General features: G+C 75.1%; 27 protein-coding genes and 3 pseudogenes. 15 read left to right on the plus strand and 15 right to left on the minus strand.

Going from position 1 to position 23,429, the window contains the following annotated elements; all coding sequences use genetic code 11:
* Nucleotides 1-17 precede the first annotated feature (17 nt).
* From ACFY15_RS10305 to ACFY15_RS10320, 4 genes are all read left to right on the plus strand, one after another.
* Nucleotides 18-437, plus strand: coding sequence for a hypothetical protein (locus ACFY15_RS10305; RefSeq protein ID WP_390691390.1), 420 nt, complete (start codon nt 18-20; stop codon nt 435-437).
* Between the two features lie 89 nt (nt 438-526).
* A complete protein-coding gene (locus ACFY15_RS10310) occupies nt 527-781 on the plus strand; it encodes a hypothetical protein (protein WP_390691389.1) in 255 nt (84 codons plus the stop codon).
* 185 nt (nt 782-966) lie between these two features.
* Nucleotides 967-1,557, plus strand: coding sequence for a hypothetical protein (locus ACFY15_RS10315; protein WP_390825336.1), 591 nt, complete (start codon nt 967-969; stop codon nt 1,555-1,557).
* A complete protein-coding gene (locus ACFY15_RS10320; RefSeq protein ID WP_390691387.1) occupies nt 1,554-1,925 on the plus strand; it encodes a peptidase inhibitor family I36 protein in 372 nt (123 codons plus the stop codon). Before ACFY15_RS10315 ends, ACFY15_RS10320 begins: the two co-directional genes overlap by 4 nt.
* A 40-nt stretch (nt 1,926-1,965) precedes the next feature.
* Here the strand turns inward: ACFY15_RS10320 and ACFY15_RS10325 are convergent, their stop codons facing one another.
* On the minus strand, nt 1,966-2,853 hold the full coding sequence (locus ACFY15_RS10325; protein WP_390825337.1) for a DUF4436 family protein: 888 nt from the start codon (nt 2,851-2,853) through the stop codon (nt 1,966-1,968).
* Between the two features lie 374 nt (nt 2,854-3,227).
* On the opposite strand from ACFY15_RS10325, the gene ACFY15_RS10330 reads away from it, so the two are divergent.
* Nucleotides 3,228-3,761: a hypothetical protein gene (locus ACFY15_RS10330; protein WP_390691385.1), complete on the plus strand. Its 534-nt coding sequence runs from the start codon at nt 3,228-3,230 to the stop codon at nt 3,759-3,761.
* Nucleotides 3,762-3,855: 94 nt separating this feature from the next.
* On the opposite strand, the pseudogene ACFY15_RS10335 reads toward ACFY15_RS10330, so the two are convergent.
* Nucleotides 3,856-4,785, minus strand: a pseudogene (locus ACFY15_RS10335) (LysR family transcriptional regulator); the annotation flags it as partial.
* Nucleotides 4,786-4,888: 103 nt separating this feature from the next.
* Nucleotides 4,889-6,433, minus strand: a complete 1,545-nt coding sequence (locus ACFY15_RS10340; protein ID WP_390691384.1) for an SDR family oxidoreductase — start codon at nt 6,431-6,433, stop codon at nt 4,889-4,891.
* A gap of 285 nt (nt 6,434-6,718) precedes the next feature.
* Between ACFY15_RS10340 and ACFY15_RS10345 the strand changes: the two genes are divergently transcribed.
* The gene (locus ACFY15_RS10345; RefSeq protein ID WP_390825338.1) at nt 6,719-7,690 is read left to right on the plus strand and encodes a hypothetical protein; all 972 of its coding nucleotides are present in this window, start codon (nt 6,719-6,721) and stop codon (nt 7,688-7,690) included.
* Here the strand turns inward: ACFY15_RS10345 and ACFY15_RS10350 are convergent.
* The gene (locus ACFY15_RS10350; RefSeq protein WP_390825340.1) at nt 7,597-8,013 is read right to left on the minus strand and encodes a hypothetical protein; all 417 of its coding nucleotides are present in this window, start codon (nt 8,011-8,013) and stop codon (nt 7,597-7,599) included. The two genes, ACFY15_RS10345 and ACFY15_RS10350, sit on opposite strands and share 94 nt — an antisense overlap.
* Nucleotides 8,014-8,192: 179 nt before the next feature.
* Here ACFY15_RS10350 and ACFY15_RS10355 point away from each other — a divergent pair, with 179 nt between their 5' ends.
* A complete protein-coding gene (locus tag ACFY15_RS10355; protein WP_390691381.1) occupies nt 8,193-8,903 on the plus strand; it encodes a hypothetical protein in 711 nt (236 codons plus the stop codon).
* 70 nt (nt 8,904-8,973) lie between these two features.
* Nucleotides 8,974-9,399 carry an ATP-binding protein gene (locus tag ACFY15_RS10360; RefSeq protein WP_390691416.1) on the plus strand — a complete coding sequence of 142 codons (426 nt, stop codon included), beginning with the start codon at nt 8,974-8,976 and terminating at the stop codon, nt 9,397-9,399.
* Nucleotides 9,400-9,435: 36 nt separating this feature from the next.
* On the opposite strand, the gene ACFY15_RS10365 is transcribed toward ACFY15_RS10360, so the two are convergent.
* The gene (locus ACFY15_RS10365; protein ID WP_390691380.1) at nt 9,436-10,374 is read right to left on the minus strand and encodes a SigB/SigF/SigG family RNA polymerase sigma factor; all 939 of its coding nucleotides are present in this window, start codon (nt 10,372-10,374) and stop codon (nt 9,436-9,438) included.
* 173 nt (nt 10,375-10,547) lie between these two features.
* Between ACFY15_RS10365 and ACFY15_RS10370 the strand changes: the two genes are divergently transcribed.
* Nucleotides 10,548-10,928, plus strand: coding sequence for a helix-turn-helix transcriptional regulator (locus tag ACFY15_RS10370; protein WP_390691379.1), 381 nt, complete (start codon nt 10,548-10,550; stop codon nt 10,926-10,928).
* A gap of 57 nt (nt 10,929-10,985) precedes the next feature.
* Here ACFY15_RS10370 and ACFY15_RS10375 read toward each other — a convergent pair whose 3' ends face one another.
* Nucleotides 10,986-11,228 carry a protealysin inhibitor emfourin gene (locus tag ACFY15_RS10375; RefSeq protein WP_390691378.1) on the minus strand — a complete coding sequence of 81 codons (243 nt, stop codon included), beginning with the start codon at nt 11,226-11,228 and terminating at the stop codon, nt 10,986-10,988.
* Between the two features lie 616 nt (nt 11,229-11,844).
* Between ACFY15_RS10375 and ACFY15_RS10380 the strand changes: the two genes are divergently transcribed.
* The 3 genes from ACFY15_RS10380 (at nt 11,845) to ACFY15_RS10390 (ending at nt 14,687) form a co-directional block, all read left to right on the plus strand.
* Nucleotides 11,845-12,933, plus strand: coding sequence for a mechanosensitive ion channel family protein (locus ACFY15_RS10380; protein ID WP_390691377.1), 1,089 nt, complete (start codon nt 11,845-11,847; stop codon nt 12,931-12,933).
* A gap of 133 nt (nt 12,934-13,066) precedes the next feature.
* Nucleotides 13,067-13,354, plus strand: a complete 288-nt coding sequence (locus ACFY15_RS10385) for a WhiB family transcriptional regulator (RefSeq protein ID WP_390691376.1) — start codon at nt 13,067-13,069, stop codon at nt 13,352-13,354.
* A gap of 106 nt (nt 13,355-13,460) precedes the next feature.
* The gene (locus ACFY15_RS10390; RefSeq protein ID WP_390691375.1) at nt 13,461-14,687 is read left to right on the plus strand and encodes an aromatic acid exporter family protein; all 1,227 of its coding nucleotides are present in this window, start codon (nt 13,461-13,463) and stop codon (nt 14,685-14,687) included.
* A 231-nt stretch (nt 14,688-14,918) separates the two neighbouring features.
* Here the strand turns inward: ACFY15_RS10390 and ACFY15_RS10395 are convergent, their stop codons facing one another.
* On the minus strand, nt 14,919-15,923 hold the full coding sequence (locus tag ACFY15_RS10395; protein ID WP_390691374.1) for a HEAT repeat domain-containing protein: 1,005 nt from the start codon (nt 15,921-15,923) through the stop codon (nt 14,919-14,921).
* A 29-nt stretch (nt 15,924-15,952) separates the two neighbouring features.
* A complete protein-coding gene (locus tag ACFY15_RS10400; protein WP_390691415.1) occupies nt 15,953-16,606 on the minus strand; it encodes a HEAT repeat domain-containing protein in 654 nt (217 codons plus the stop codon).
* Between the two features lie 117 nt (nt 16,607-16,723).
* Between ACFY15_RS10400 and ACFY15_RS10405 the strand changes: the two genes are divergently transcribed.
* On the plus strand, nt 16,724-17,275 hold the full coding sequence (locus tag ACFY15_RS10405; RefSeq protein WP_390691373.1) for an SMI1/KNR4 family protein: 552 nt from the start codon (nt 16,724-16,726) through the stop codon (nt 17,273-17,275).
* A 66-nt stretch (nt 17,276-17,341) separates the two neighbouring features.
* Here the strand turns inward: ACFY15_RS10405 and ACFY15_RS10410 are convergent, their stop codons facing one another.
* Nucleotides 17,342-17,851: a hypothetical protein gene (locus ACFY15_RS10410; protein WP_390691372.1), complete on the minus strand. Its 510-nt coding sequence runs from the start codon at nt 17,849-17,851 to the stop codon at nt 17,342-17,344.
* A 65-nt stretch (nt 17,852-17,916) separates the two neighbouring features.
* On the opposite strand from ACFY15_RS10410, the gene ACFY15_RS10415 reads away from it, so the two are divergent.
* Nucleotides 17,917-18,099 (plus strand): hypothetical protein, encoded by a 183-nt coding sequence (locus tag ACFY15_RS10415; protein WP_390691371.1) that lies wholly within the window; start codon nt 17,917-17,919, stop codon nt 18,097-18,099.
* An 83-nt stretch (nt 18,100-18,182) separates the two neighbouring features.
* On the opposite strand, the gene ACFY15_RS10420 is transcribed toward ACFY15_RS10415, so the two are convergent.
* The gene (locus ACFY15_RS10420; RefSeq protein ID WP_390825341.1) at nt 18,183-19,430 is read right to left on the minus strand and encodes an SUKH-4 family immunity protein; all 1,248 of its coding nucleotides are present in this window, start codon (nt 19,428-19,430) and stop codon (nt 18,183-18,185) included.
* A gap of 119 nt (nt 19,431-19,549) precedes the next feature.
* Nucleotides 19,550-19,855 (minus strand): annotated as a pseudogene (locus ACFY15_RS10425) (aldo/keto reductase); the annotation flags it as partial.
* 29 nt (nt 19,856-19,884) lie between these two features.
* On the opposite strand from ACFY15_RS10425, the pseudogene ACFY15_RS10430 reads away from it, so the two are divergent.
* Nucleotides 19,885-20,086 (plus strand): annotated as a pseudogene (locus ACFY15_RS10430) (GNAT family N-acetyltransferase); the annotation flags it as partial.
* 147 nt (nt 20,087-20,233) lie between these two features.
* Here ACFY15_RS10430 and ACFY15_RS10435 read toward each other — a convergent pair.
* The 4 genes from ACFY15_RS10435 to ACFY15_RS10450 form a co-directional block, all read right to left on the minus strand.
* Complete coding sequence (locus ACFY15_RS10435; RefSeq protein ID WP_390691369.1) at nt 20,234-21,295, minus strand: MerR family transcriptional regulator; 1,062 nt, start codon at nt 21,293-21,295, stop codon at nt 20,234-20,236.
* Nucleotides 21,296-21,376: 81 nt separating this feature from the next.
* Complete coding sequence (locus tag ACFY15_RS10440; RefSeq protein WP_390691368.1) at nt 21,377-22,243, minus strand: NmrA family NAD(P)-binding protein; 867 nt, start codon at nt 22,241-22,243, stop codon at nt 21,377-21,379.
* A complete protein-coding gene (locus ACFY15_RS10445) occupies nt 22,240-22,734 on the minus strand; it encodes a hypothetical protein (protein WP_390691367.1) in 495 nt (164 codons plus the stop codon). The genes ACFY15_RS10440 and ACFY15_RS10445 overlap by 4 nt, the downstream gene beginning before the upstream one ends.
* Nucleotides 22,735-22,840: 106 nt before the next feature.
* Nucleotides 22,841-23,362, minus strand: coding sequence for a MarR family winged helix-turn-helix transcriptional regulator (locus ACFY15_RS10450; protein ID WP_390691366.1), 522 nt, complete (start codon nt 23,360-23,362; stop codon nt 22,841-22,843).
* Between the last annotated feature and the right edge of the window lie 67 nt (nt 23,363-23,429).

Raw genomic sequence — 23,429 nt, forward strand, 5'->3', positions numbered from 1 at the left:
GCGGCAGGATGGCCGGCATGACGACACCGTTGCTGCTCACCGACATCGAACGAGCCGTCCGGAACGGCTGGAGCGCCCGGACCTGCACCCCCGAGTACCGGTCGCGCTGGAGCGAGGACAACCCCGCCCGGGACCAGTGCGGGGTCACCGCGATGGTCCTCAACGACCTGCTGGGCGGCGAGCTGATCCGCGGCGAGGTCCACGTCGACGGGGTCCGTGTGGACTACCACTGGTGGAACCGCCTGGGCGCGGGCGTCGAGGTCGACCTGACCCGCGAGCAGTTCGGGCCGCAGGAGACCGTCATCGGGGGAGTCGTGGTCCCCCGGCCGCCAGTCGCCGAGTGGGGCAGGCTCCGCGAGGAGTACGAGCTCCTCCGCGCGCGCGTCCTGGACGAGCTCGACCGGCGACGAAACGATACATCTGTGGCATCTGAGTGAACGGCCGTTCCCGTCAGGGGCCCACGTCGGTTGGACCGGCCGACGCGCACACCGACCGCGCGCCGTTCCTACCGATCCCTAGGGGAGTCATGCGTATTCGTTCCGCCGTCACCGCTTCCGTCCTGGCCGCCGGCATCCTCCTGGGCGGCGCCGGCGCCGCCCTGGCCAACGAAGGCGTCGACCTCGACTACTTCTCCGGCGGCCACGCCGGCTGGTCGTCGAACTGCTCCTCGTTCGCCGCGGTTCCCCACAACCTCCCGTCCTTCGCCGGCCCGGTCTGGAACTCGACCTGCGCCAAGGAGGGCGAGAAGGAGTGGCTCAAGGGCGCCCACCTGGGTGCCTGATCCAGGAACGGATCCCGAACCGCGGGGGCGGACCGACAGTGAGGTCGGTCCGCCCCCGCGGCGTTCCCGCCCCCGCCGCCCCGCTCCGGTCCTGCCGGAACGTTTCCCCGGGTGAAACGTGCACCCGGTCGGGTGAGCTCCGGCCCCCCGCCCTGTCGCGCCGGGGGCAGGGGCCGCTAGACAGCATGTCTGTGATCAAGGAACTGTCCGGGACCCGGCGGCGACGGCGCGCACGCCGCGCCGGGAGGCCGTCGCCCGCCCTGGCCCGCGCCACAGCCGTGGCGGCCTGCGTGCTGCTGACGGGCTGCGCCGCCGGGCCCCCGGAGCGCGCCCCCGACCCGGACGAGGTCATCAAGGCCGCCACCCAGCGGCTCACCGACGTGTGTCTGATCCGCCAGGGGCTCGTCCCGCCCCGCAGCGGGGCCGCCCGGCCGCCCGGTGCCGACGAGGAGCGGGTCAGCGCGGCCCTCTTCGGCTCCGGCCCGGCCGAGCTGTCGCTCACCCTGCCCACCGGCTACGTCGTCCGCGCCCACACCGACGGCTGCCTCGCCGCCGCCCAGCAGCGGCTGTACGGGGACCAGCCCGGATGGTTCCGCGCCTCGGTCGTCGTCAACAACCTCCGGCCCGAAGCCGACCGCGGCCACCGGGACCTCGCCGAGGTCCGCGCCCGCCACCGCACCGAGATCGCGGCGTGGGAGCGGCTGCGCGCCCACGCCCTCACCGAAGCCACCACCGTGCTCGAGAACCCGCCACCGAAGGGAAACCCGCCCGCATGAAGCGCCTCACCACCCTCCTCGCCGCCGCCGTGATCACCACCGGCGCCGTCCTGGCCACCTCGGCCGCCGCCGAGGCGGCCGACTGCCGAAGCGGCTACTTCTGCGTCTGGACGGACGCGAACTTCAACGGCATGAAGATCGAGCACAGCGGCGACGACCACTGGTGGGAGGGGGACATGTTCAAGCAGGACTCCTCCTGGGCCAACCACGGCCTCTCCGGCCCGGGCGTGGCCGACCACGTCAAGGTGTACGAGGGCCGTGAGCTGCTGGGCAGGGTCACGCTCTGCCTGGCTCCCGGTCAGGAGGTCGGCTACGACGCCGGCGCCAACGACCGGGGCGGCTCCCACACCTGGTCGACCGGCTGCTGAGGCGGTCCCCGCCCTCCCGTCCCGCACCCCGGCGCCCCCGCTACGTCCCGGGGGCGCCGTCCGGGTGGAGGGCGGTGCGGACGCCGGCGAGGACCACGGCGATCAGGCAGAGGGCGATGACGGTCTCCGCCCACAGGAAGGCGAACCAGTCCAGGACGCAGCCGATGGGCGGTGACCCGGGGGCGGTGTTACGGAAGGCCGCGAGGGCGAACAGGGTGGCGGCCATCCAGGAGAGCGCGGGCCAGACCAGGCCCTCGCGCCGTGTCGTCAGATACCAGGTCCCGATGAGGACGGACGCCGCCAGCGCCCACATCACCACCATCATGAAGACCCCGAAGACGAGCAGGCTGCGCGAACGCCTCAGCTCCAGTCCGAAGACCGCCTCCGGCCGGGAGGACAGGGGTTCGGCGGAGATGGAGAAGAGCGTGTCGTTGTTGGAGAACAGCATCCGCACGGGCACCTGCCTGCCGCCCAGCACGGCCCAGAACTCCACGTCGGTCTCGTAGGTGTCGAACGGGTAGTCGCCGATGGACCCGCCCGCGAGCGCCACCTTCACGTCCCTGGTCGCGAGCCGCTCGTGCGCCTTGAACGCCAGGTCGCCCAGGGTCGCCGCGGAGGTCTGGAGGGCGAGGGCGTCCACCGGTGCGGTACCTTCCGCCTCGCCGAGACTGCCGCGCGGGACGACCCGGACCCGGAGCACCAGCTCCCTGGCCGCGGCGTCGACGTGCTGGACGGTGGCCTCGACGTCCACCCGGTCGGGCGCGGTGGATCCGACGGCGTGGACCGTGTCGTCCGCCTGCCGCTCCGCGAACTGCACCCACGATCCGACGGCCACCGCCGCGACGATGAGCAGCGCGACGGGGAGCAGGACGGGAAGCAGCGAGGTCCCGGAGCGGCGCGGAGGAGGCGTGTCCGAGGGCGGGGTCATGGCGGCTCCGGCGGGACTGGGAGCGGATCGATCTCGTCCGGCAAGCGAAACCTTTCGGCGGCGCCGCCGCCACCCCGGATGGCCCGGGTGGATCCCCTGCGGCCCCTCTCATCGCGCCACCCGTAACGGGCCTTCGCGGCGGAACGGTGGAAACCCGACCCCGCCAGGGGAAACGGTGCACGCCCCACACATCTGATCGGATACGGCCGTGCCCGCTGTGACCCGGGCGTACCCGAGGTATCCGTACAAGAGCCGCGATCCGGCTGATTTCCCTCTTCAGGCCCCGGTGTGACTTCGCAACGATGGGCTCCGCGACTCCGGGCCGCCGCTCCGAGCGGTCGGCCTCCCGGCCGCCGAACCAGAGGGGAACACGCATGTCACCGCGCAGGATCCTGGCGATGATGACCGCCACCGCGGCACTGATCGCGGGCCCGGTACTGACCGCCCAGGCCTCGGCCCCACTCCCGAACACCTTCTCCGAGCAGACCCGCGCCGCCGGACTGACCGCCGCGCAGGCGGCCGAACTCCGGCAGCGGGTCGACGCCGTCCTCGTGTCCGACCCGCAGGCCCGCCAGATCTCCGCCAACAAACTCGCCATCGCCGGCGGCGACCTGGTCCTCAGGGCTCCGGGCCGGTCCGAGACCCGCGACCTGGCCGCCCCGGACGCGGCGCTGGCCTGCGCCGACGGCCACCTGTGCATCAGGGACGGCCTGGGCGACAACTACGACTACTACTACTGCGGCTACTACGACTTCGGCGGAGTCGGCGACGGCACCTTCAACAACAACCAGAGCTCAGGCACCCGGGCCCGCTTCTACAACCAGAACGGCAGCGAGCGCTGGTCGAACGTGGCCAAGGACAGCGGTACGGCCTCCTGGACCCCGGTCTACCACATCCGCCCCTGCTGACCCCCTCATCCGGCCGCCCGGCGTCCCGCCCCACCGGCGGGGCGCCGGGCGGCCTCCGCGTGCGCCCGTACGGGCCGTGCGGCCGGCGCGCGGCTCAGCGCGGGATCACCCAGTCCGGCATCCAGGTCCCGCCCGTCCCGCCCGTCCCGGCGGTCCCCGCGGCGGCGCGGAGGCCCGCCGCGGTCGCGAGGTGGACGCGCAGGGCCGCCAGCCCCGGGTGGGGGTTGTCGCGGCGCCACAGCAGCGAATGCGGGTAGACGGGCGTCGGATCCGTCACCGGGATACGGCGCAGGCCGTGCCCGGCCGGCCAGACGAGCCGGGTCCCCTCGCTCATGAAGGTGGCCAGGGCCGGGGTGTCGGCGATGGTGTCGAGGAGCGCGTCGGAGCCGAAGTTGGGCCCGGTCGACTCCAGGGAGAGCCCGAACGCGGCCACGAGGTCGTCGTAGTAGGCGGTCCACTCGGTGCCGGGGACGACGCCGGGCATCCAGATCCGGTGCCCGGCCAGCTCGGCCACGGTGACCGAACGGGCGCCCGCCAGCGCGTGGTCGGTGCCGGTGAGGAGCTGGAGGGGCTCGTCCAGCACCCGCACGGCCTCCACGTCCTGCGGGAGGGGCCGGCCGGGCGCGGTGACCGCGCGGAAGGACGCGTCGATCGCACCGGAGCGGAGGGCCGCGACGGCCGCGTCGATCTCCAGCAGCATCACCACGTCGAGCTCGACCTCGGGGTGCACGCGGTGGAAGTCGCGCATCAGGCCCGTCGCCGCGCCGCGCGAGTTGATGACGTCCACGCGCAGGGGTCGCCGGTCCGTACGCACGGACTCGACCGCGCGCTCGGCCGTGCGCAGCAGCTCGCGGGCGTGGGGCAGGAACGCCTGCCCGTCGATGGTGAGCTCGGCGCCGCGCGGTGTACGCGTGAACAGCCGCACCCCGAGGCCGCGCTCCAGCGCGGCGATGCGCTTGGAGACGGCCTGCTGGGTCACCGACAGCTCGGCGGCGGCCTCCTGGAACCGCCCCGCGTCGGCGGCCCGTCAGGCCCGAGCGGCTCGCCGCGTCCGCCAACGCCTCGGCCACCGACCCCGAAAGCGGGAAGTACGTCGTGGCGAGCACCGACAAGTGGGTGCGGCTGCGCTAGCGCAGGCTCCCCCGGCCGGCCCCCGCGGGCGCGTCGGGGGCAACCGGGGCCTGCTCCGCGGCGTGGGCGATGTTGCGGGCCATGCCGCCGAAGACCACCGCGTGGAAGGGCCTCACGGCCCACCAGTACATGTGGCCGAGCAGGCCGCGCGGATGGAACAGGGCGCGCTGCCGGTAGCGCGACCGGTCCGCGTGCACCGGGTCGGGCTCGGCGTACATCTCCAGCCAGGCCAGCCCGGGTACCCGCATCTCGGCGCGCAGCCGCAGCAGCCGTCCCGGCTCGATCTCCTCGACCCGCCAGAAGTCCAGGGCGTCGCCCACCCGCAGCCGGCTGGCGTCGCGGCGGCCCCGGCGGATGCCGGCGCCGCCCGCCAGCCGGTCCAGCCAGCCCCGTACGGCCCAGGCCAGCGGGAAGGAGTACCAGCCGTTCTCGCCGCCGATGCCCTCCACCACCCGCCACAGGGCCGCCGGCGGGGCCGCCACGTCGGCGCTGCGGTGGTCGGTGTAGAGGCTGCCGCCGGCCCAGTCCGGGTCGGTGGGCAGGGGATCGCTGGGGGCGCCGGGCAGGGAGGCGCTGGACCAGCGGGTCGTCACCCGGGCCTCGCGGACCCGCTCCAGGGCCAGGGCCAGGGCCTGGTCGAAGGCGAGGGGCGCGCCCGGCGGGTCGGGCACCCAGCGGGCGATGTCGTGCTCCGCGCACACCACCTCGTGGCGCAGCGACTCGGCGAGCGGCCGGGCCAGTGCCCGGGGCACCGGGGTGACCAGGCCGATCCACAGGCTGGAGAGGCCCGGGCTGAGCATGGGCACGCGCAGGATGCGCCGGGGCGGGAGCTGGGCGACCTCGGCGTAGCGATGCATCATCACCTCGTACGTGAGGACGTCCGGTCCGCCGATGTCGAAGGAGCGGCTGACCTCCGGCGGCATCGAGGCGCTGCCCACGAGGTAGCGCAGCACGTCGCGTACGGCGATGGGCTGCACCCGGGTGCCCACCCAGCTCGGGGTGATCATGATGGGCAGCCGTTCCGTCAGGTAGCGGAGCATCTCGAACGAGGCCGAGCCCGAGCCGATGACCACGGCCGCCCGCAGCACCGTGCAGGGGACGCCGGACGCCAGCAGGATGGTGCCCACCTCGGCCCGGGAGCGCAGGTGTGGGGAGAGCTCCTCGGGGGGCACCCCGGTCGGGGTGAGGCCGCCCAGGTAGACGATGCGCCGCACGCCGGCCCGCCGCGCCCGCTCGGCGAACAGGCGGGCGGCGGCACGGTCGCGCTCCTCGAAACCGGGTCCGGCGTTGAGGGCGTGCACCAGGTAGTAGGCGATGTCCACCCCGCTCAGGGCCTCGTCCAGCGAGCGCCCGTCGGTGACGTCGCCGCGTGCCACCTCGACGCGTGAGGCCCACGGGTGGTCGCGCAGCCGTTCGGGGGAGCGGGCCAGCGCCCGGACCCGGTAGCCGGCGTCGAGGAGCTCGGGCACCAGGCGGCCGCCGATGTATCCCGTGGCCCCGGTGACCAGGCACAGCGCACCCTCCGGCTCCTCACCCGTCATGGGCTCGCTCCTGTCTGTGCGGCGGCGGCGCACTGGGAGGCACCGCCCTTCCGAGCCTGGACCCGGCGCGGCCCGGGCGCAACGCCGCCGCCCGTGGGGGGTGGCGGGCCGGTGGCACGGAGCCGCGGGTTACGGTGTCCCCTTTCGAGGGGGGAGACAGCGATGTCGCACCACGCGGGGTGGGGGCCCAACCACCCGGGACAGCCGGTACCGCCATGGGGAGGGTGGGCGCCGCCCCCGCCGCAACCGGGCGTCGTACCGCTCAGGCCGCTCGGGGCGGGTGATGTGCTCGGCGGCGCCTTCACCGCGTTCCGCCGCTACTGGAAGCCCCTGACCGGCGTCGTCCTCCTGGCCCAGGGCATCGGGATCCTGCTGATCGCCGCGGCGGTCGGCCTCGCCGCCATCGGGCTGGACACCCGCTTCGCCGCGGTGTTCAACCTGCCGGACGGCGAAACGCCCGCGGCCGGCGACGTGGCCGCCCTGCTCCTGTACCTGGCACCGGTCGCGGTGCTGCTGGTGCTCGTCATGGTCCTGCTCACCGGGATGATCGGCGCCGCGTGCCCCGCGGTGATCCAGGAGGCGGTGCTCGGCCGTCCCGTGACCTTCTCGGCGCTGTGGCGGCGCTGCTGGTCCCGGCTGCCCTCCGTCCTCGGCGTCCTGCTGTGCGTGGGGCTGCTCGCGGGCGGACCGGTGCTCGTCCTCTACGCACTGTGCTTCCCGCCGCTCCTGTCGGCCGCCGCGCACGACGCCGCCCCGCCGGCGGCCTTGTTCCTGCTGCCCTTGGGCCTGCTGCTCTGGCTGCCCGTGCTGGTGTGGCTCGCGATCCGGTTCAGCCTGGCGCCCGCCGTCGCGGTGTGCGAGGGCCTCGGCCCGATCGCGGCGATGCGGCGCTCCTCCCGTCTGGTCGCGGGCGGCTGGTGGCGCACGTTCGGCATCGCGGCGGCGGCGTACCTCCTGGCGTCGGTGGTCGGCTACATCGTCCAGCTGCCGTTCACCCTCCTCGGCATCTTCGCGCTCGTCCCCGCCGTCTTCGCGACGGCCGACGAGGCGCGGCCGGGCACGCTGGTCCTCGGCATCGTCGGGTACGTGGTCTGCGCCCTGATCGGCACGGTGATCGCCTCGGTGTTCCAGCTCGGGTACCCCCAGCTGGTCCTGTCCCTGCTCTACGTGGACCAGCGGATGCGCAAGGAGAACCTCGCCGAGGCCCTCGCCGCCTCCGCGCCGGCCCCGGCCCACCCGGGCCCTGCGGGTGCATGAATGAGGGCGTGAACGACCGCGCATGAGGTCGACGCGCTCTGCTCCGCATGGGCGAACACCGTGCCCCCGTCGGCCGTGACCGGCTCGTGGACGATCGCCAGGCCCGGACCCGAGCCGGCGGCGGGCAGCGCCGCGGCCGCCGCCACCGGTCCCGCCCGTCGCAGCACGCTCATGCCCGTCATGCCCGCTCCCGCTGTTCCCGTCGGCCGTCCGCCGTGTGCGCCGAACCGGGCCGACTCCGCGTCGAGCGAGGCGCGCAGGGCCGTCGCGTCGATGCCGGGTGTCGCGGTCGGGTCGTAGCCGACGACGAGTGCGGTGGCCATGCGGTGAGCCCGGGCGGGGAGCCCGGCCGAGATCCGGGAAGAACGGGGCCGGCATGTCCCGTAGCACAAACGGCCCGACGGGGTGTCAACCTCCGTGATGTCGCCCCGCGTCGCGCGCCGCTCTGACTACCGTCGGGTGCTCGGCCGCGCCGCACGGCGGCCGGGAAGGAGCGCGTTCGATGGGGACCACAGTGGTGGGGTTCCGGCTCGGCTGGGACAGGAAGGGCCGGCAGACGACGGTGGTGCTCACCGAGGCGGGGGTCCTGCACCACAGCAGCGGCCTCCTCGGCCTGGTGCCGCGGCCCACCCGGCCGCACGCCCCGGTCGGCGCGGACCCGCACCCGGTGCCGCGCCAGGCCGCGACCCTGCGCAAGCTGTACGCCGAGCTGCTCCACCAGGGCTACACCCGCACGTTGATCGCCCCGGCCTGTGTCCGCCTCGACACCGGGGAGCGCCCGCTCCACCCCCGCCCGTGGGGCGAGCACGCGCCGAAGGCGCATCCGGAGCTGGTCGCCGAGTTCACCGGTGCCGCCCCCGCCGGTCCCGGTTCGCTGGAGGACGCGCTGGCCGCCTTCTACCAGGCGATCGGCCTCACGGCCCGCTCCGGGAGCACCGCGTCGCCGGGCCCGGCCGCCGGCGTCGCGTCCGCCGCCCCGCGCGGCGTGCCCCCGGCGGTCCGCGAGGCCCTGCGCTGCCTCGCCGAGGGCCGCACCCTCGTCTCCCGTCCCCGGCGCGGCGCGGGCTGGACCGTCACGGGTGCGGGCGTACGCCTGAACGTCGGCCCCGCCGGCGAGGACCTCAGCCACCGCGAAGTGGCCGAGCTCCAGGCCGCCCTGACGGCCTGGCTGCGCCACCAGCGCCGTCCCGGCGCGGGCTCCGGGGCGCGGTGAGTGCGGGCGGGGGTTGCGGGTAGGTGCGGACTGCGAAGAGCCGGAAGAAAGGTGGTCGAGGACGGTGGAACTGCGTGCGGTCGGCTGGGCACACGCCTTCCCGGTGGCGAACGGGGTCCGCGCGGCCCGGGTGTGGACCGCCGGTCACCTGGCCTCCCTGGAGTGGGCCCAGGATGCCCCGGACACGGTGCACTCCGTCCTGCTCGCCGTGTCCGAGCTGGTGACGAACGCCCACGTGCACGCCGCGAGCACCGCACACCTCGTCCTCACCTGGGACGGCCGCTGCCTCCACGTCAGCGTGGCGGACGCCGACCCGACCCCGCCGCGCCCCCGGGAGGCCGGCGACCGGGCGACGTCCGGGCGGGGCATGGGCATCGTCGACGCGCTCGCCGACGCGTGGGAGGTGCACCCGGGCGACCACCGCAAGACGATCACCGCGTGCTTCCGGCCGCCCGAAGGTCCCGAAGGTGCGGTACGGCAGGACGGCCCGCCGTGACGCGGCCGTCCTGGGTGCCGGGGAAAGGGGAGGGGCTCAGTCGTGCAGCAGTTCCTCGCGCAGGGCGCCCAGGGTGCGCGTGAGCAGGCGTGAGACGTGCATCTGGGACATGCCGATCTCCTCGCCGATCTCCCGCTGCGTCATCTCCTGCCCGAAGCGCATCCGCAGGATGCGCGTGGTGCGTTCGTCGAGCTCCGACAGGAGCGGGGCCAGAGCGTGCAGGTCCTCGACCGTCTCCAGCGCGGGGTCGGCCTCGCCCAGGGTCTCGGCGAGGCTGTGCGCGGACCGGGCGGGTCCGGGGGCCGACTCGCGGCCCTCGGCGGGACCCGCGGGGGCGTCGAGCGACTGGGCGGAGTAGCCGTTCGCCGCGACCAGGCCCTGGCGGACCTCCTCCTCGTCGAGGTCGAGGTGCGCGGCGAGTTCGGCGGGGGTGGGGGCCCGGCCGGTCACGGCGGTCAGGTCCTCCGTGGTCCTCGCCAGCAGTGACCGCAGCTCCTGGAGGCGGCGCGGGACCCGTACGGCCCAGGTGGTGTCCCGGAAATGACGCTTGATCTCGCCCGTGATGTACGGCAGGGCGAGAGTGGAGAACTGGGTGTTGCGGTCGAGTTCGTACCGGTCGATGGCCTTGATCAGCCCGATCACGCCGACCTGCACGATGTCCTCGCTCTCCGGCCCGCCCGGGCGGTCCCGGAACGGTCGGGCGGCGAAGTTCACCAGTGAGATGTTCATCTCGATCAGGGTGTTGCGCACGTACTGGTACTCGGGGGTGCCCTCTTCCAGGCTCCTCAGGCGTTCGAAGAACACCCGCGTCAGCTGCCGGGCGTCACCCGGGTCCACCTCACGGGGGCAGGGGACGTCCGGCAGCCCGTCCAGCGCGGTCGCCTCCGCCGGGGTTCCCGCGACGTGACGCGCCGCGGGGGGCGCTGTGGCCGGCGTCGTCCGGCTCGTCACGTCGTCAGTGGCCGTAAAGGTCATCGTCTCCGCTCCTTGGGCACGTGGGCTTGCGGTGCGTGGCTCGATCGTCCGATCAAACGGAAGTCCGATTCCGCTCACCCCGCACCCTGCCCGGTGAGCGGACACACGTCAAGTGATACCGGAAAAATATTTCGGGATTTGCCTTTCGTGAGTGACCGCCCAAGAATGGCCGGGTGGAGAACGAGCACGCCGGGTCCCGCCGCAGCCGCTGGACCTTCCTGACCAACCACGCCCGGGTCCTGATCGCCATCGCGCGCGACCCGGGAGTCCGCCTGCGCGACATCGCCCTGGCCTGCGGCCTCACCGAGCGCACCGTGCAGGCGATCGTCACGGACCTCGAAGCCGACGGATACCTCACCCGGACCCGCGACGGCCGGCGCAACCGCTACGTCATCGCCCCCGGAGCGCGCTTCCGCCACCCGGCCGAGGCCGACCACGAGATCGCCGGCCTGCTCGCCTACCTCGCCGCCCCGCTGGCCGCTCCGACGCCGCCGCCCGTGGGGGGAGCGGCCGCCGGTGCCCCCGCCGACCGGGAACCCCGTGCGACGGCGTAGCCCCCGGGCCGGTGCGCACCTCGGGCCGGGCCGTCCGGGCGGCCGCCCGCAACCCGGTCAGGCGCCCTCGCCGAGCACCCCGCGGATCAGCTCCCTCTGGTCCTCGGACAGGTAGGGGTCCTGGAGATCGACCGCCCGGCCGTCGACGGTGATCCGGTAGTGGTAGCCGTCCGCGACGGACGCGACGGCCCGGTGTGCCAGGTCCTCCCACCGCGGCGCGTCCCTGCGGCCCGTGGTGTCGAGCTCGCGCTCCTTCTCGATCCCGGCGAACCCTCCGGAGCGGGTGACGGTGATCAGCATGGTCCCTTTCCTTCCTGTTCCGGTGTCCCGCCGCGTGACCCGGCCGGGCCCGCCGTGGCGGAGGCGGCCCCTCGACCGCCTCCACCGCGGCTGCCCCGCATCGCGGCCGCATCCCGGCACGCGGCCCCGTAGGCCGCGGATCGGCCGGAAAACGCCGTCCTGTGGCCGACGGATGTGCCCCGGGCCCGGTGCCCCGCAGACGCGCCGCCCCGGCCGGGTGACGCGTGAGCCGGCAGAGGGAGCGGCGCCGGCGGCCGCGGCCCCGCACGCCGCGGACCCGGCCCGACCGGCCCGCGCGGCCTCGGTGAACCCGAGCGACCGGAAGGCGGCCGTCGGCGCGCCGGCCGCCCCCGGCGCCGAGTTCCCCTTCCCCTTCCCCCTCACCCACGGCTTCGGCTTCGGCTTCACCAGGGTCGCCCCCCTGGTCCGGGACGGTGGCCGCCTGGACACCACCGTCTTCGCCGTCGGCACCGACGCCCTCGGAGCGCGCGGCGTGCGCGCGAACGCACCGCCCCGGCCGCCCCGGCCGGGGCGCCCCGTCGGTTTGCCGGGGGAACGGCAGGGCACGCGCGGACCCGACGCGCACCCTGCCCGTCCCCGACACCACCGAGGAGCCATGAACGGCGTTCTGAGACTGCTGATCGTCCTGGGCGGTTCCGTCCTGCTCACCCTCGCGGCCGGCTGGCTCGCCGACCTGCTGCTGAGGCGCGCGGACGCCCGCCACCCCGAGACCCCTCTGTGGAGCCTGCTGCGCCGCTGCGCACTGCCGCTGCGCGTGCTCCTGCTGGCCGCCCTGCTGCGCGGTTCGTACCGGCAGATCGCGTGGCAGCCCCTCCAGGCGCACGAGGCGGCCGCGGGCAGGACCCTCTCGCTGGTGACGATCGGCGCGAGCGCCTGGTGTGTCGTCCACATCACCTCGGCGGTGGTCGAGTCCTCCTACGCCCGCTACGCCGCCGGCACCCGCGACCCGTCCCGGCTGCGCCGCGTCCGCACGCAGGTCACCCTCATCATGAGGATCGTCACCGCCGTCGTCGCGCTGGTCGCCGCGGCCGCGATGCTGCTCACCTTCCCCGACTTCCGCACCGTCGGCACCTCGGTGCTGGCCTCCGCGGGCCTCATCGGCATCGTCGCCGGCGTGGCCGCCCAGTCCACCCTCGGCAACCTCTTCGCCGGGTTCCAGATCGCCTTCGGCGACCTGGTGCGCATCGGCGACACCGTCGTCGTCGACGGCGAGTGGGGCGTCGTCGAGGAGGTCACGCTCACCTTCCTCGCCGTCCGCACCTGGGACGAGCGCCGCATCACCATGCCCGTCTCCTACTTCACCGGCAAGCCCTTCGAGAACTGGTCCCGCGGCGGCATCCAGATGACCGGAACCGTCTTCCTGCACTGCGACCACAGCGCCCCCGTACCGCTGATCCGCGAACGGCTCAGGGAGATCCTCGACGGCTGCCCGGCGTGGGACGGCCGCGGCTGGGACCTCGCGGTCACCGACACCACCCCCACCACCGTCGTCCTGAGGGCCATCGTCACCGCCAAGGATCCCGACGACCTGTGGACCGCCCGTTGCACGGTGCGCGAGCAACTCGTCGCCTGGCTCTCCGAGAAGCACCCCTACGCCCTCCCGCGCGTCTCCACCTCCCCGGCCGTCCCCGCGCCCCGCGCGGTCCCGGAGCCCGGACGCACACGGAGGTTTCACGACGGGTGACGGGGCCAGACGCGGCATTGACGCACACGGCGACCCGGTCCGCCGAGCCCATCCGATCCGGGCAACCCCTCCGATCCATCCGATCCACCCGATGCATCCGATCCACCCGATCACGCGTGAAGGGAGTCGACCCATGTCGAACGTGTCACGGCTGCCGGGCCGAGCCGAGCACCACTGGACGTGGCAGGAGGGAGCCGCCTGCCGCGACCTCGGCCCGGACAGGTTCTTCCACCCGGCGGGGGAGCGCGGCGAGGACCGCGCCGAGCGCGACGAGGCGGCCAGGGAGATATGCGCGCTGTGCCCGGTGCAGGTGGAGTGCCTGCGCCACGCCCTGCGCGTGCAGGAGCCCTACGGTGTGTGGGGCGGCCTGACCGAGGAGGAGCGCCGCCCCCTGTACGCGGGAGCCCCGGCCTCCGGGTAGGCACGGCGGCGTGAGGGCCCGGTCCGGCCGAGGCGCCGCCGGACGGAGCGACCCGAAACCGGCCCATGGCGTGATCGCGGCGGCCGACGGGGGAAGAGGCGAAGGTATGCCCCGTCTCGCACGTCCCCTCCTTCCCCTCCGCCACACCGCGCGCCGCCTGGCTGCCAGGCGGCGGGACCCCGTGGTGGTGCAGAGCGTACGGTCCACCGGGGCCGCGGTGATCTCGTACGTGGTCGCACTCCAGCTCAGCAGCGAGCCCGCGCCGCTGACGGCACCGCTCACCGCCCTGCTCGTCGTCCAGGTCACCCTGTACTCCACGCTCACCACCGGCATCCGCCGCGTGAACTCGGTCGTGGCCGGGGTGCTGGTCGCGATCGGCTTCAGCGCCCTCGTGGGCCTGACCTGGTGGAGCCTCGGGCTGGTCATCCTGGCCTCGCTGGTGGTCGGACACCTGGTCAGGGTGGACGAGTTCATCCCCGAGGTGGCGATCAGCGCGATGCTGGTCCTCGGCGTCACCCGGGTGGCCGACACGGCCTGGGACCGGGTGCTGGAGACACTGATCGGCGCGGTGGTCGGACTGGCCTTCAACCTCCTGTTCGCCCCGCCCGTCTGGGTGGAGCCCGCCCGCCGGGCGATCGACGACCTCGCCGCCCGCATGGCCGCCCTGCTGACCGGCATGGCCGACGAACTCACGGGGCGCACCACCGTCGCCGAGGCCGCGACCCGGCTGCACGAGGCGCGCCGGCTCGACAACGACATCGCCGAGGTCGACGCCGCGCTCCGCCAGGCGGAGGACAGCCTCCGGATGAACCCGCGCGTCCGGGAGGGCCTGATGTACCGGCTGGTCCTGCGCACGGGCCTCGACACCCTCGAGATCTGCGCGGTCGTGCTGCGCGTCTCCGCCCGGGCGCTCACGGACCTGGCGAAGGCCCGCACCGACGAGCCGCTGTTCTCCGCGCCCGTGACCCGGGCCCTCCAGGACCTGTTCGGCCATATGGCACTCGCCGTCCACAGCTTCTCCCGGCTGATCACCGCCCAGGTCACCACCAACGCCGAGGAGCAGGAGGAACGGCTCACACGGGAGCTGGGCATGGCGCGGGAGGCCCGCGACCTCCTGGCGCGGCTGCTGCTCGAGCAGCTGCACACCGCACCGGCGCAGTGGCAGCTGCACGGCGCCCTGCTCGCCGACGTCGACCGGGTGCTGGACGAACTCGACGTGGACAAGCGCTCCCAGCGCCTCATGGAGGAACTGGACCGCCACTCCCGGCTCCGCCACGAGGGCGCCACCCCCCTTCACCGCGCCCTGCGCCGCGCCGCCCGGCGCCAGGTATGAAACTGCCGGACGTCGGTTGCACACGGGTCTCCGACCGTGAAGGAGATCTACCGGACCTCACCGACACCGTCGCGAGCCCGACCGACCCGGTGAACCCGAACCACCCGGCGGGTGGCAGACGCACGGCGACGTCAACGGCGCGAACTTCGTCCGGGACGAGGCGTGGATCCAGAACACGACCCACCCCCAGGCCGCCCCGCCGACCCGCGCCGGGCGCCCGCCGGGGGGCGGTCAGGGCGCGCCGCGCCGCTCCAGCAGGTACGCCGCCGTGCGGGCGACGACACGGTTCCCGTCGCGCGCCAGCTCCGCCAGGGCACGGGACGCCGTGCTCCCGGGGATGTCCGCCAGCGCCTGCACCAGCCGCAGCCGGCCGGACGCCCCGACCGCGCCGTGGCACAGGCGCTCGCGGAGCCCGGTGGCGATGCGGTCCGCCAGCGCGGGATCGGCGGCCAGCGCGCCCAGCGCGTCGGCCGCGTCGACGTCGTTCGCCCCGTCGACGACCATGCCGGTGAGCTCCGGGACCGCCGCCGCCACCCCCCGCGCCCCCAGCGCGAGGGCCGCGCACCTGCGGACGGCCGCGTCGCGGTCCTCCAGTGCCCCCTCCAGCAGCGCGGTCGCCCCGGGCAGCGGGATCTCCGCGAGGGCCTGCGCGGCACGTCTGCGCACCTCGGCCCCGGGCGACCGCAGCCCCTCCGCGAGGAGAGCGACCCCGGCCTCACCGGCCCGGGCCAGCGCCCAGCGCAGGGCGCCGGCGACGTTCGGATCCGTCTCGCCGAGCGCGGCCTCGACCAGCGCCTCCACCGGCGCCGCACCGCCCTCGGCCGCCGACAGGGCCGCACGCTGGCGCTCCCCGGCGCTCGGCGACCTGAGCGCCTGCAACAGGGCGACGACCCGCAGGACCTCCTCCCACCCGGCGGGCTCCGCGGCACCGATCCGCTCCAGCCGGGTGAGGAGCCGGGTCTCGGCCTCGATGCGCTCCCGCACCTGCCGCACCAGGTCGTCGATGAGCCCGGACGGGGTGAAACCGGGATCGTCCAGCGCCCGGGCGACGTCGCGCAGCCCGAGCCCCAGCGACCGCAGGCTCTCGATGTGGAAGATCCGCCGGATGTCCTCGTCCCCGTACTCCCGGTAGCCCGCCCCCGTACGGCCGGTCGGCCGCAGCAGGCCGAGCGACTCGTAGTGCCGGAGCATCCGGGCGCTGACCCCCGACCGCCGCGCCACCTCACCGATCAACACCGCCCGCCCACTCCCTCCGGCCGCCCCGCTCAACCTCCGACCATGATCCGCTTCGCCTCCTCGAGGGCGAACCCGAACCCGGCGTCCGGGTCGCGCACCAGCCGTTCCGTCGCGATCGCGTGCTCGCGCACCCCGTCGGCCCGCCCCGCCCCCGCGGCGCGCAGCACCGGCAGCACCTCCTCGCCCAGCGCGACGAACGCCCGGCTGAGGCTCAACCGCGTCTCCCGCCCGCCGCGCCCGAGCTGCGTCGCCAGCACGGCGGCCAGCTCCAGCCGCTCCGCGCCCCCGGGCACCAGGACGACCGCCGCCCGCCAGGCGCTGCGCGCCACCGCGTCGTCGGGGTCGGTCAGCAGCCGGCGGCCGATCGCCGGCCACGCCACCCGGTCGCCGATCTTGGACAGCGTGTGCAGGGCCTGGCCGCGTGCCTGGGCGCACTCCGAGCCCAGCACATCCACCAGCCGGGGAACCGTCACCGCGCGCGGATGGCGGGTCAGCGCCCAGGTCAGCATGTCGCGCACGAAGAACTCCGGCTCGACCGCGCACCGTTCGATCAGTGCGCCGACCGACCGGGGGTCCGCCGCCGTCCCCACCTCCATGGCCGCCCTCAGCCGTACCTGCGCACTGTCGTGCCCCAGCCCCTCCAGAGCCCGCTCCAGTGACTCTTCCCCGTTCTGCGTGATCATCGGGACCACCTCCTCGGCGGAGAGTGAAGACCTTGCCACCGTGTCAAGGTCAAGCCGGTCCGCCGGCCACCCGGGCCCGGCGGCCGGCGGCGCGCGCGGCGTTGTTACGGTCGCCGCATGGGCAACTGGGACGCGGACGCGGTCCGCACACGGATCCGGGATCTGGCCGCCGGGGATCCGGAGTGGGAGCGCTCCGGCGCGCGGACGCACCGGTACGCGCTGGCGCCGCGGCTGCCGGAGACGCGGATCCGGGCGTTCGAGGAGTCCCACGGCATCGGACTGCCGGCGGAGTACCGGTCCTTCGTCGCGGAGGTGGGCGACGGACCGGCGGGGCCCGCCCACGGGCTGATGCCGCTGGCCGACCCCCGGCCGGAGGCCGGCGACGGGTGGGCCGTGGACGACGAGTGGGCGCAGGACCGGCTTCCGGGCCGGCTCTCCGCCCCGTTCCCGCTCACCGCACCCCTGCCCGGCCGGCTCACGGGACGCCCCGACGCACTCACCCCGGGCACGCTCGTGCTGGCCGAAGAGGGCTGCGGCATGTTCGTGCGGCTGGTCCTGAACGGCCCGTACGCCGGCGAGGTCTGGCGGATCGATCCCGACTGGGGCGGCTTCGTCCCGGCGAGCCCGGGGTTCCGCGCCTGGTACACCGACTGGCTGGAGGGTGCGTGAGGCCTCCCCGCGACGGGGTCGCGGGGAGGCCCGCGCCGGGCCGGCGGCGCGGCGGGTGACGGCGGGTCAGCAGCCGCCGCAGTTGTAGTAGAGGACGTCCCAGTGGTTGCCCTCGTCGGCGTAGACGTTGCCCGATCCGGACTGCCACATGGGGGCGCCGTCGCCGCGTACGCCGATGTAGGCGAACGTGTTCTTGACGTAGTTGGTGAGGCACGTGGCCTTCGCGTAGTCGAGCTTGTATCCGTTCCAGTGGGAGTACGTTCCGCTCGCGTGGCCGGTCTCGGTGCCGCCGGTGATGTTCAGCGCGCAGCCGGTGGCGGCCTTCAGCGTCTGGGCGCCTTGGGCCGTGGCCAGGTTGAGCTGCTCGAAGGAGGTGCAGGTCGCGTTGTAGCGGTCCGAGCAGTTGCCCGAGGAGGACCAGGTGATCCCCGCCTGACGGAACATCGAGGTCGCCGTCGCGTGGGTGATCTTGGTCGCCGCGTGGGCCTGGGTCGTGCCGGTCAGTGCTCCGAACCCCGGGGCGAACAGCGCGCCGAGGACGAGGAAGAGGGCGGTGAGGACGGATCGGGTCTTCACGTGCGAAAGCCTCCTGCCGGGTGAGCGTGAGAGGGGGGCCGTGTCCGTGCGGGTCGATCACCGCGATGGTGCCCGACACGGCCGCCGGTGCGCCAGAGGGCCGACGCCCGGGGAGCGCGGCGTGGCCCGCGCCCGGTGAGTCCCTTCCCCGGTACGACTGCAAGACCTGGGAGCAGCTCGGCTGCGAGGACAACGCGGGCTTCGCCCCCTGCGCGAGCGACCGGGCCGCCTACGCCCTCACGCGCTGACCCCGTCCGGCCCCCGGCCCGCCGGTGCCCCCGGCCCGCCGGTGCCCCCGGCCCGCCGGGGTCCGGGTCCGGGCCGTCCGGTGTCAGAAGCCCCAGGGGCTGAGTTCGGTGATGGCCGCGAACAGGTGGCCCCACACGTCCGCCGCGGGGGACTCCTCGTCCACCGCGAGCGGTTCGAGGGCGGCGACCTCGCGGAGGAAGTCCCGGTGGCCGGTCTCGCCCGGGTACGGGTCCCAGCAGGCCCCCTTGAACCGGTACACCGCCTCCAGCAGCCGCACGAACGTCTCGGTGTCCCGGGCGAGGGTGAACGGCTCCCCGTCGTTGCGGACCATCGACACCGTGCCCGTGGCGGGGTGGACGAACACCTTGCCGGCGTCGGCGTACCGCAGGTCGAAGCTGCCCAGGTGCAGCAGGCCGTTCCCCTCGGGCTCCAGCCCGTACGCCTTCCCGTCGGCCCACGCCAGGGTGAACGTGGCGACGCCCACGGCGAACCACGTCGGCAGCCCCGCCGTCACGGCCAGCTCCCTCGTGGGCGCGTGCGTCAGCGCGGCGGGCAACTGCTCCCGGGTCAGAACCACCGTCCCGTCCGCGTCGAAGGACTCCTCCAGGCGGGCGGCGTCCAGGGGGGTGTCGGCGGGCGCCGGCCCGGCGAACCACGGACGCTCCTCGCCCCAGGAGAGGGCCTCGTGCTCCTCGGAGGCGTCGGCCGCACCGCCGTTGTGCTCCAGGACGACGACACCGCGCGGGTCGGAGAACATGACGCGGCCGCCCGGCAGGGGCGCGGGCTCCTCCCAGGCGTCGGGCTGGTGGAGGCCGTGGTCCTCGTCCTCGGGGTCGAAGAGGACGGGTCCCTCGGCGGCGGCGTCGTACGGGCGCTCGGCGAACTCGCCGTCCGCGGGGGCCGGAACCCGTGCGCCGGTGGCCGGATCGAGCCAGAGCTCCTCGGCCGTGTGGGACCGCAGCTTCAGCAGGAGGCGGCCGTCCGGGGCCTCGTGGACCTCGACGCCGCCGTCCCCGCTCAGGTTCGGCCGGGCCCGGTAGGCGCCGACCGGCCGCCACCAGGCCCACACCGTCCGCCACGGCATGGCGGGCTCGGCCGCGGCGACCCGGTCGGCGTAGGCGTCGTGGCCGAGCACCTTCGCGCCGAAGTGCAGCCAGGAGGCGAACTCCGCCCGCGGCACCTCGGCCCCGCCGAGGATCGCGACGGCCTGGGCGTAGGCCTCGCGGCCCGCGCCGCCCCCCGTGGCGGGCAGGTCGCCGAGGGCCACGGGGCCGGCGGCGAGCAGGCCGGCGGGGGAGGAGAACAGAGTGTCAAGATCGTCGCGAGTCATGGCGACATGCTGCCACCCGCCGCCGTCGGCGCCGCCCGCGGGGACGGTCCGCACGGGCGGGGACGGCCGCCGCCCCGGCCCGCTGCGCGCGAGCCGGGGCGGGGGGCGTCGGGGGTCCGTCAGCCGTTCAGGGTGTGCATGTACTCGGGGGCGTAGCGGTCGCCGGAGGCGACGCCGCGCGGGGCCACGGCCTCGATCGCGGCGATGTCCTCGTCGGTGATCGTGACACCGGTGGCGGCGAGGTTCTCCTCCAGGCAGGTGCGCCGCTTCGTGCCCGGGATCGGCACCGCGCCCCGGCGCAGCACCCAGGCGAGGGCCAGTTGGGAGGGGGTGACCGACGTGGCCTCCGCCAGGCGCCCGACGGCGTCGACGACGGCGAGGTTGCGGGAGAAGTCCTCCCCCTGGAAGCGGGGGCCGGTCCGGCGGAAGTCGTCCTCGGCGAAGTCGTCGGGACCGCGGTGCGGCGACCGCCGCGCTGCGCGCCCTGCTCGCCGCCCTACCGCACCGCCCGCTCCACGCCCGCGCGGCCGCCGACAACGGCGGCTCCCTCCACGTGCTGCAGAGGTGCGGTTTCGTGGTGTCCCCGCACCGAGCGGGACTTCGCGAACGCGCGCGGCGAGGAGATCGACGAGGTACTCCTCACCCTCCCCGCCTGAACCCGCCCCGGGGAAGTGCGCCCGGGCCGCGTCGATGTGCGCTGCGGCGGCCGCGGAGGACCCCGGCCGGCGGTGGGCGTCGAGGCGGTCGGGGCCAGCGGGTGTGGTGGTCACGGAGGTACCTCTACGTCGCCCTCGGTCGGGGCGTCAGGACGGGGGGACGGGCATGACGAGGGTGGTGAGGTCGCCGCGGTCGGCGGAGCGGATCGTGACCGGCCCGTCGGGGCCCCTCAGGTCGAACATCACGTCGGGGCCGATCGCGCCGCTCACGGCCGGATGGAGCGTGGTCGGCTCGAACCGGATCCGCAGGGCCCCACCCGTCGTGGTGGCCGGGAGGGGAACGCCGGGGTGGTCGCCGTCCGCCGGGCGGACGTCCACCGCGTGGTCGGTCACGTGCAGGGCGACGCTGTCGCCGGGCAGCTCCTCCAGGGCGCGCAGCAGCGGCTCCTTCGCGACCGTCGCGCGGCCGGTGACCTCGCCCAGTGAGGCGAGCGCCAGCCGGTGGTCGGGGAACTCCCCGGTCAGCAGCCGGCAGTACCGGTCCTCCCGCCCCGCCGCCCGGATCCGGATCCCGTGAGGCGCCGCCTCCAGCCGCACCAGCGGGCTGCGGCGGATCGCGGGGGCCGCCGCCCGCAGGTCGCCGCCGTCGACCGTGCCGGCCCACGGCCGCCCCGGCGGCCCGGCCGGGACCAGGGTGCGGGTGGAGAGCCGGTACCGGTCGGTCGCGGTCAGGGAGACCGCCTCCCCGTCCGCCTCGATCCGCAGCCCGGCGAGCACCGGCATCCCCGGGTCGCCCGCGGACGCGCTCAGGACCTGCTCGACCGCGTCGGCCAGTACGGGCCCCTTCAGCGCCGCGATCGGCACACCGGGCGCGCCCCCGAGCGAGGCATGGACGACTGCGGCGTTCCGCACGGCCGCCGCCGCCTCCCCGACGACCTTCGCCACGTGTGCGTCGAGCAGCCGGGACGCCTCCTCGGGCCCGGCGGCGAGGACCGCCTCGACGGCGGGCAGGGGCATGGCGATCTCGCGGAGCCGCCGCAGTGCGGTCGCCCGCGCCACCTGGCCGGCGTCGTAGGAGCGGTAGCCCGTCAGCGGGTCGACCTCGGCAGGGGGGAGCAGCCCGGAGTCCGCGTAGAAACGCAGGGCGCTGGGGGTCAGGCCGCAGCGGCGGGCGAAGGCCCCGATGGGCATCAGTTCGGAATTCGGCACCCCTCCATCCTTGGGTTTCGACCCACCTGAAGGTCAACATCCACCGGCGGGCGGCCCGTGAGGAGCCGCCCGCCGGCGCGGTCAGCGGAACCGGTGGAGGTTCTCGCCCAGGAACGCCTCCAGGGTGCGCGGGGCGCGCCCGGTGAGCCGGCGGAAGGTGTCGTCCGGCTTCTCCTCCCGGGTTACCGCGAGCTGCTGGATCTCCACCACGTGGGCGGCCAGCCAGTCCGGCATCCCGCCCCGCCCGACCAGGTGGGCGTGGAGCTCGGCCGGGGCGAGGTCGACGTAGCGGACCGGCCGGCCCAGCATCCGGCCCAGCAGCGCGGTGAGCTCCGGGTGGCTGTAGGCCCGCCCGCCCGTGAGCGGGTACGCGCCGCCTGGCGGTGCCGGATGGGTGAGGACCCCGGCCGCGGCGTCCCCGATGTCGCGGACGTCCACGTAGTTGCACCGCGCCCCGCCCGTCGCGCCGTGCACCACTCCGGCGGCGGCGATTGCGGGCGCGAGGAGCAGCAGCCTCTGCATGAAGGCGTAGGGCCGCAGGACGCTGGTGGTGACCCCGCTGGTCCGCAGCCGCTCCTCGACCAGGTGGTGGCCGCGGGAGACGGCGACGGGGGAGTCCGGCTCGGCGGCGGGCGCGGAGATCTTGACGATGTGCCGCACGCCGCAGGCGGCCGCCGCCTCGACCGCGTTGAGCTCGTACCGGACCTGGTGCGGGCCGTTAGCCATGGTCAGAAGGAGCCGGTCCGCGCCGTGGAAGGCCGCCCGCAGGGACTGCGGATCGGCGGCGTCCGCCGCCGTGACGGCGGTACGGGCGCGCGTGGGCCCGTCGAGTACGGAGGCCAGGCGGGCGGGGTCGCGGCTGAGGGCGCGGGTGGGCACGCCGAGGGCGGCGAGGCTGCGCAGGGTCGCACCGCCGGTGGCGCCGGCGGCGCCCATGACGACGATCACGATGTCTGTCCTTCGGTCAGGGGGGTGGGGTCGGTCCGGGGTGCCCGTGTCCCGGCCGGGCGGCCGCCGAGCAGGCGCCAGGTGGTGAGGGCGGCCGCGACGGCCGCGGAGACCGGCATGTCGACCGGCAGCCGGCGCGGCCAGGGGCTGTCGGCGAGGCCCGGGACCTGCGGCAGCCAGCGGGCTGCGGCGAGGCCGGCGGTCAGCCCGAGCGCCGCGGCGGCCAGGCCCGCGGCGGTGGCGGTGAGGGCGCGCCGGGCGCGGACGGGCCGGGTGCGGACGGGCCGGCGCCGCAGCCCGGCGCCGAGGGCGGCGGCCACCAGGGCGGAGGTGCCGCCGATGGTGGTGAACGCCGCCATCGCCAGAGCCGGTTGTCCGGTGACGGCGCCGCCGGCGCCGGCCGTCACAGCGGGCATCGCGTAGGCGGCCAGTACCTCGCGCCACAGGGCGGGGGAGGGCGGCGGAGCGCCGGGGGTCTTCCTCTTCGTCATGGATCGTCCTCTCGGCCGGCATTCTCGCCCGGCATAGGTGATTAGGTGGCTAACTATTACGGCGCAAGAAGGGCCGCCGTAAGGGCGGCCCGTCGAGCGGGGTCGGTCAGTCCTCGGTCAGTGCGTCGATGCCCGCGACCACCCGTGCCAGCAGGTCCAGGAAGGTGGTGCGCTCGTCGGGCGTGAGCCCGCCGACGAGCGCCTCCATCCGGCGGAAGTGCTCGGGCGCAAGGTCGCGCAGCTTGTCGGCGCCGCGGGCGGTGAGGATCACCACGTTGCCGCGCCCGTCCTCGACGGACGGCCGGCGGGCCACCAACCCCTCCCTCTCCAGGCCGTCGACCAGTCCCGTCACGGTGGCCCGGGAGACGCCGAGGCTCGCGGCGAGCTGGGAGGGCGACTTCTCGCCGCCGTGGTCCTCCAGATCGGCCAGCAGCCGGTACCGGCCCGTGGAGAGGCCGAACCGGCCGAAGTGCACCTCGCCCGCCTGCCCGATCCGGGCGCCGGCCGCCATCAGCCGTACCGCGACGAGCACCGCCTGCGGATCGGCCGCGAGGCCGTAGCGGGCGAGCTGGCGGCGCGCCTGATCGAGCGTGGGTGCGGCCGGTCCTGCCGCGGGGTACTGGTTCACGGCAGTAATATGGAGCCTAATCAGATCCGCGGTCAAGTGGACCGGGACCCGCCCCGACCCGGGCATG

Source organism: Streptomyces sp. NPDC001373, from assembly GCF_042895815.1.
Classification (GTDB): Bacteria; Actinomycetota; Actinomycetes; order Streptomycetales; family Streptomycetaceae; genus Streptomyces.

What these genes read in the sequence shown, in the direction of transcription:
- ACFY15_RS10305 (WP_390691390.1), top strand. Translation starts at nt 18, where the DNA reads ATGACGACACCGTTGCTGCTCACCGACATCGAACGAGCCGTCCGGAAC.
- ACFY15_RS10310 (WP_390691389.1), top strand. Translation starts at nt 527, where the DNA reads ATGCGTATTCGTTCCGCCGTCACCGCTTCCGTCCTGGCCGCCGGCATC.
- ACFY15_RS10315 (WP_390825336.1), top strand. Translation starts at nt 967, where the DNA reads ATGTCTGTGATCAAGGAACTGTCCGGGACCCGGCGGCGACGGCGCGCA.
- ACFY15_RS10320 (WP_390691387.1), top strand. Translation starts at nt 1,554, where the DNA reads ATGAAGCGCCTCACCACCCTCCTCGCCGCCGCCGTGATCACCACCGGC.
- ACFY15_RS10325 (WP_390825337.1), bottom strand. Translation starts at nt 2,853, where the DNA reads ATGACCCCGCCCTCGGACACGCCTCCTCCGCGCCGCTCCGGGACCTCG.
- ACFY15_RS10330 (WP_390691385.1), top strand. Translation starts at nt 3,228, where the DNA reads ATGTCACCGCGCAGGATCCTGGCGATGATGACCGCCACCGCGGCACTG.
- ACFY15_RS10340 (WP_390691384.1), bottom strand. Translation starts at nt 6,433, where the DNA reads ATGACGGGTGAGGAGCCGGAGGGTGCGCTGTGCCTGGTCACCGGGGCC.
- ACFY15_RS10350 (WP_390825340.1), bottom strand. Translation starts at nt 8,013, where the DNA reads ATGGCCACCGCACTCGTCGTCGGCTACGACCCGACCGCGACACCCGGC.
- ACFY15_RS10355 (WP_390691381.1), top strand. Translation starts at nt 8,193, where the DNA reads ATGGGGACCACAGTGGTGGGGTTCCGGCTCGGCTGGGACAGGAAGGGC.
- ACFY15_RS10365 (WP_390691380.1), bottom strand. Translation starts at nt 10,374, where the DNA reads ATGACCTTTACGGCCACTGACGACGTGACGAGCCGGACGACGCCGGCC.
- ACFY15_RS10375 (WP_390691378.1), bottom strand. Translation starts at nt 11,228, where the DNA reads ATGCTGATCACCGTCACCCGCTCCGGAGGGTTCGCCGGGATCGAGAAG.
- ACFY15_RS10380 (WP_390691377.1), top strand. Translation starts at nt 11,845, where the DNA reads ATGAACGGCGTTCTGAGACTGCTGATCGTCCTGGGCGGTTCCGTCCTG.
- ACFY15_RS10385 (WP_390691376.1), top strand. Translation starts at nt 13,067, where the DNA reads ATGTCGAACGTGTCACGGCTGCCGGGCCGAGCCGAGCACCACTGGACG.
- ACFY15_RS10390 (WP_390691375.1), top strand. Translation starts at nt 13,461, where the DNA reads ATGCCCCGTCTCGCACGTCCCCTCCTTCCCCTCCGCCACACCGCGCGC.
- ACFY15_RS10400 (WP_390691415.1), bottom strand. Translation starts at nt 16,606, where the DNA reads ATGATCACGCAGAACGGGGAAGAGTCACTGGAGCGGGCTCTGGAGGGG.
- ACFY15_RS10405 (WP_390691373.1), top strand. Translation starts at nt 16,724, where the DNA reads ATGGGCAACTGGGACGCGGACGCGGTCCGCACACGGATCCGGGATCTG.
- ACFY15_RS10415 (WP_390691371.1), top strand. Translation starts at nt 17,917, where the DNA reads ATGGTGCCCGACACGGCCGCCGGTGCGCCAGAGGGCCGACGCCCGGGG.
- ACFY15_RS10420 (WP_390825341.1), bottom strand. Translation starts at nt 19,430, where the DNA reads ATGACTCGCGACGATCTTGACACTCTGTTCTCCTCCCCCGCCGGCCTG.
- ACFY15_RS10445 (WP_390691367.1), bottom strand. Translation starts at nt 22,734, where the DNA reads ATGACGAAGAGGAAGACCCCCGGCGCTCCGCCGCCCTCCCCCGCCCTG.